General features: G+C 58.8%; 1 protein-coding gene and 3 rRNA genes. All 4 read right to left on the bottom strand.

Annotated features, from left to right (window positions below; translation table 11 throughout):
* Positions 1–145 precede the first annotated feature (145 nt).
* Positions 146–263, bottom strand: a 5S ribosomal RNA gene (rrf, locus tag BMYO_RS11300).
* Between the two features lie 180 nt (positions 264–443).
* A 23S ribosomal RNA gene (locus tag BMYO_RS11295) occupies positions 444–3,507 on the bottom strand.
* 469 nt (positions 3,508–3,976) lie between these two features.
* Positions 3,977–5,502 (bottom strand): 16S ribosomal RNA (locus BMYO_RS11290).
* Together the 16S, 23S and 5S rRNA genes form the textbook arrangement of a ribosomal RNA operon.
* 6 nt (positions 5,503–5,508) lie before the next feature.
* Positions 5,509–5,951, bottom strand: a 443-nt coding sequence (locus BMYO_RS11935) for a hypothetical protein (RefSeq protein ID WP_211276870.1), incomplete at its 5' end; no start/stop codon positions are given.

The following is a 5,951-nucleotide window of genomic DNA, read 5'->3' as shown; positions in this document are numbered from 1 at the left end:
TTTGTGTGTTGTGTTGTTGTTTCGGGGTGTGTGGGAATGCTGGGGGCCCTGGCGGGGGTTGGTGTTCCGGTCGAGAGAGAGAATGGGTAGACGAGAGGAGCCCCGATACCGTGTTGGTATCGGGGCTCCCTTGTTAACGTGTGTAGTGCGGCGGTGTGCTACTCTCCCACATCCTCTCGGGTGCAGTACCATCGCCGTGCCAGGCCTTAGCTTCCGGGTTCGGAATGGATGCCGGGCGTCTCTCCTGGGCCATGACCGCCGCAAATCTTCAATTAGACGTCCCACACGCGTTGGTGTGGGGGATTGGTTCCCGTGATGGTCCGGGGACCGGATAGCGGACGCGAAATGCCGATATTGGGTCTTGTGGTCATCCGGATGCTCCATGCCGTCCGGAAATCCAAGCGCAGTACGTTGTTCGTGCTCCCCGACCCTAGGGGTTGGGGTGTGTGTTGCCGTTCCCCCGTTAGTACCGGTCAGCTCCACCCCTTGCGGGGCTTCCACGTCCGGCCTATCCACCACGTGTTCTCCATGGGGGGTACAGGATCTCGAGGGATCCACGGAATGCTTATCTCGGAGCAGGCTTCCCGCTTAGATGCTTTCAGCGGTTATCCCTCCCGAACGTAGCCAACCGGCCGTGCCACTGGCGTGACAACCGGCATACCAGAGGTTCGTCCACCCAGGTCCTCTCGTACTATGGGCAGGCCTCCTCAGCATTCCAACGAGCGCAGAGGATAGAGACCAAACTGTCTCACGACGTTCTGAACCCAGCTCGCGTGCCGCTTTAATCGGCGAACAGCCGAACCCTTGGGACCTGCTCCAGCCCCAGGATGCGACGAGCCGACATCGAGGTGCCAAACCATCCCGTCGATATGGACTCTTGGGAATGATCAGCCTGTTATCCCCGGGGTACCTTTTATCCGTTGAGCGATGCCGCGTCCGTACACCGGCACCGGATCACTAGTCCCGACTTTCGTCCCTGCTCGAGCCGTCGCTCTCGCAGTCAAGCTCCCTTGTGCACTTGCACTCGACACCCGATTGCCAACCGGGCTGAGGGAACCTTTGGGCGCCTCCGTTACTCTTTGGGAGGCAACCGCCCCAGTTAAACTACCCGCCAGGCACTGTCCCAGACCAGGATGACTGGTCGTGGTTAGACATCCAATGCGAACAGAGCGGTATTTCACCTTGCGACTCCACGCGATCTGGCGACCACGCATCAACGTCTCCCGCCTATGCTACACAATCCACACCGAATGCCAATACCAAGGTATAGTAAAGGTCCCGGGGTCTTTTCGTCCTTCTGCGCTTAACGAGCATCTTTACTCGTACTGCAATTTCGCCGAGCTCCTGGTCGAGACAGTGGGGAAGTCGTTACGCCATTCGTGCAGGTCGGAACTTACCCGACAAGGAATTTCGCTACCTTAGGATGGTTATAGTTACCACCGCCGTTTACCGGGGCTTGAATTCACCGCTTCCGCAAAAGCATGACGGATCCTCTTAACCTTCCGGCACCGGGCAGGCGTCAGTGCATATACAGCGACTTGCGTCTTCGCATGCACCTGTGTTTTTGGTAAACAGTCGCTACCCCCTGGTCTGTGCCACCCCCAAAAGCTCCCCAAGCGAGTTGGTTCACCATCGGGGGTCTCCCTTAAACCGAAGGAACGGGAGTGATTTGCCGAGTTCCTTGACCAGGATTCGCTCGATCGCCTTGGTATTCTCTACCTGACCACCAGTGTCGGTTTGGGGTACGGGCGGACTGACGCCCTCACGCCGAAGCTTTTCTCGACGGCCGGGATCACCGGATCCACGCATACGCGCGTCCCATCGCACCTCACCCTCACGCCCCCCGGATTTGCCTGGGGGACGGGCCGCGTGCTTGGCCCCGGAAAACCACCTCCGGAGCCGGCCACCCTTCCGTGTCACTCCTGCGCTGACCTACTCCCGCTACGGTCCCAACACCACCCCGATCCGAACCCCGAAGGGAACATCACGAGAATAATGGAGGTTAGTGCTCACGGTTCCGGTTTGATCGGTCGCCAGCCGGTACGGGAATATCGACCCGTTCATCCATTCGACTACGCCTGTCGGCCTCGCCTTAGGACCCGACTCACCCAGGGACGATGAACGTGGCCCTGGAACCCTTGGTCATCCAGCGGACGGGATCCTCACCCGTCTCTCGCTACTCATGTCTGCATTCTCACTCCCACGGAATCCACGGCCGGCTTGCGCCGCCGCTTCGCCCCCCGTGGGACGCTCTCCTACCCAGTACCAAAGTACTGCCGCGTCTTCGGTGGCGTGCTTGAGCCCCGCTACATTGTCGGCGCGGAACCACTAGACCAGTGAGCTGTTACGCACTCTTTCAAGGATGGCTGCTTCTGAGCCAACCTCCTGGCTGTCTATGCGACTCCACATCCTTTCCCACTTAGCACGCGCTTCGGGACCTTAGACGACGGTCTGGGCTGTCTCCCTCTCCACGACGAAGCTTATCCCCCGCCGGGTCACTGCCGGGATACACATCACGGGTATTCGGAGTTTGGTTGCTGTTGGTACCCCACAAGGGCCCGCAAGCATCCAGTAGCTCTACCCCCCGGATGCAATCACCCGACGCTGCACCTAAATGCATTTCGGAGAGAACCAGCTATCACGGAATTTGATTGGCCTTTCACCCCCAGCCCCAAGTCATCCCCCCGGTTTTCAACCCAGGTGGGTCCGGTCCTCCACACGGTCTTACCCGCGCTTCAACCTGCTCAGGGCTAGATCATCCCGCTTCGGGTCCAGGACACGCGGCTCAAACGCCTTTTAAGACTCGCCTTCGCTACGCATACGCCACACGGCTTATACTCGCCACGCACCACTGACTCGCAGACTCATTTTTCGATAGGCACGCCGTCACCCCACCAAGGAGGCTCCGACGGTTCGTAGGCGCACGGTTTCAGGGACTGTTTCACTCCCCTCCCGGGGTGCTTTTCACCTTTCCCTCACGGTACTAGTTCACTATCGGTCAGACAGGAATACTTAGGCCTGCCCCACGGTCGGGGCGGATTCACACGGGGTTCCACGGGACCCGCGCTACTCGGGAGACATGATCGGCGGGACATGCGCCTACGGGTACGGGGCCCTCACCCTCTACGGCCCGGTATTCAACCCGGTTCCCCTCGCACACGCCTTTATCACCACCGGCCGGCCCGTCGGAGCCGGCGCACACGATCCCAACAACACCCCACACGCAACCCCCGACGGGTATCACACGCATGAGGTTTAGCCTGATCCGCTTTCGCTCGCCACTACTCACGGAGTATCCTCTCCTGCAGGTACTGAGATGTTTCACTTCCCTGCGTACCCCCCGCGCCGAAGCGCGGTACCGGCCCATTACTGCCGGTGGGTTGCCCCATTCGGAAACCCTCGGATCAAAGCCCACTCGGCGGCTCCCCGAGGCCTATCGCGGCCCGTCGCGTCCTTCATCGGTCCTGCCTGCCAAGGCATCCACCATACGCCCTTCAAGACAACACACAACACACAATGCCGTGTGAAGCCCGAAAACACTGCACTGGACTCCCAGACAACAAATCAACACATCAAAATGATCACAAAACGATCGAAACGAACACAACCAAAAAAAAATAATTGAAGTTCGAATCGAAATCGACAGCAAACACCACCCGCCGAACGGATGGCGTCTGCTCGCGTCCACTCTCCAGTTCTCAAACCACCACGCACACCCATGACGCACGCCAAACCCCCAACCAAGGAGGACCGGCATGACGCAAGGGGCGCCGCACGGACCGCACCAGAACACACGTCCTGGGGTGGCGGTCCGGGAGCCCAAAAGCGCATCCACACCACCCCACCCGCATCCCACGACGGACGACGGGAAAGCCAACGATCCCTCCACACCAGCACACCCGAACACGAACCGGGGACATCCCGGCCGTCGGGCACACACCGGACGCCGAACGGCATCCTGAAAAAATCTCCGTAGAAAGGAGGTGATCCAGCCGCACCTTCCGGTACGGCTACCTTGTTACGACTTAGTCCCAATCACGAGTCTCACCTTAGACGGCTCCCCCCTTACGAAAAGGTTAGGCCACCGGCTTCGGGTGCTACCCACTTTCATGACTTGACGGGCGGTGTGTACAAGGCCCGGGAACGCATTCACCGCGGCGTTGCTGATCCGCGATTACTAGCGACTCCGCCTTCACGGAGCCGGGTTGCAGGCTCCGATCCGAACTGAGACCGGTTTTCAGGGATCCGCTCCACCTCACAGTGTCGCATCCCGTTGTACCGGCCATTGTAGCATGCGTGAAGCCCTGGACGTAAGGGGCATGATGATCTGACGTCATCCCCACCTTCCTCCGAGTTGACCCCGGCGGTCCCTTGTGAGTTCCCGGCCGAACCGCTGGCAACACAAGGCGAGGGTTGCGCTCGTTGCGGGACTTAACCCAACATCTCACGACACGAGCTGACGACGACCATGCACCACCTGTGAACCCGCCCCGAAGGGAAACGACATCTCTGCCGTCGCCGGGAACATGTCAAGCCCAGGTAAGGTTCTTCGCGTTGCATCGAATTAATCCGCATGCTCCGCCGCTTGTGCGGGCCCCCGTCAATTTCTTTGAGTTTTAGCCTTGCGGCCGTACTCCCCAGGCGGGATGCTTAACGCGTTGGCTCCGACACGGAACACGTGGAACGTGCCCCACATCCAGCATCCACCGTTTACGGCGTGGACTACCAGGGTATCTAATCCTGTTCGCTCCCCACGCTTTCGCTCCTCAGCGTCAGTAACGGCCCAGAGACCTGCCTTCGCCATTGGTGTTCCTCCCGATATCTACACATTCCACCGTTACACCGGGAATTCCAGTCTCCCCTACCGCACTCCAGCCCGCCCGTACCCGGCGCAGACCCACCGTTAAGCGATGGGCTTTCACACCAGACGCGACGAACCGCCTACGAGCTCTTTACGCCCAATAATTCCGGATAACGCTTGCACCCTACGTATTACCGCGGCTGCTGGCACGTAGTTAGCCGGTGCTTATTCAACGGGTACACTCACTCATCGCTTGCTCCCCGATAAAAGCGGTTTACAACCCGAAGGCCTCCATCCCGCACGCGGCGTCGCTGCATCAGGCTTGCGCCCATTGTGCAATATTCCCCACTGCTGCCTCCCGTAGGAGTCTGGGCCGTATCTCAGTCCCAATGTGGCCGGTCGCCCTCTCAGGCCGGCTACCCGTCATAGGCTCGGTGGGCCATCACCCCGCCGACTACCTGATAGGACGCGACCCCATCCCATACCGGAAAAACCTTTCCCAACACACCATGCAGTGCATTGGAGCATGCGGCATTACCACCCGTTTCCAGGAGCTATTCCGCAGTACAGGGCAGGTCGGTCACGCATTACTCACCCGTTCGCCACTCTCACCCCGGCCGAAACCAGGGATCCCGTTCGACTTGCATGTGTTAAGCACGCCGCCAGCGTTCATCCTGAGCCAGAATCGAACCCTCCACAAAAAAACTTCATGAAGAAAGCCCGAAAAACAGACTCTCAAAACAAAAAAGACGAGAAAAATCCTTTATAAGGAAAAAGGACCTCTCACACAAAACCCCATCACCATTCAACCATCTCTCAGGCACCCACCAGAAAACCAGCAGGCAGGCAATGGACTGGCAATCATTGACTATAAAGAAGTAGTACAAACACGCTCTTGAGTTCTCAAACCACCACCACACAAGCAACCCAAGCCCCAACCAAACACAAGGAAGAAACCCGAACCGCTCAGCGGCAACAGATGAATAACCTACACCCAAACACGCATCCACGCAAACCAGAGCGCGCAAAAACCCAAGGAAACGGCATAATAGCGCGCCTCCCTCGGCGTGTCGCACAAGGCGCATTTTTCGCATTTCCGCCTTGCTAATCACCACAATACGCTTCAGAAGAGTTCCGAACAGCAGCGAAT

It is taken from the genome of Bifidobacterium myosotis (assembly GCF_002259745.1).
In the GTDB taxonomy this organism is placed as follows: domain Bacteria; phylum Actinomycetota; class Actinomycetes; order Actinomycetales; family Bifidobacteriaceae; genus Bifidobacterium; species Bifidobacterium myosotis.
The sequence above is the reverse complement of the archived record's forward strand: the minus strand, read 5'-3'. Positions and strand labels throughout refer to the sequence as shown.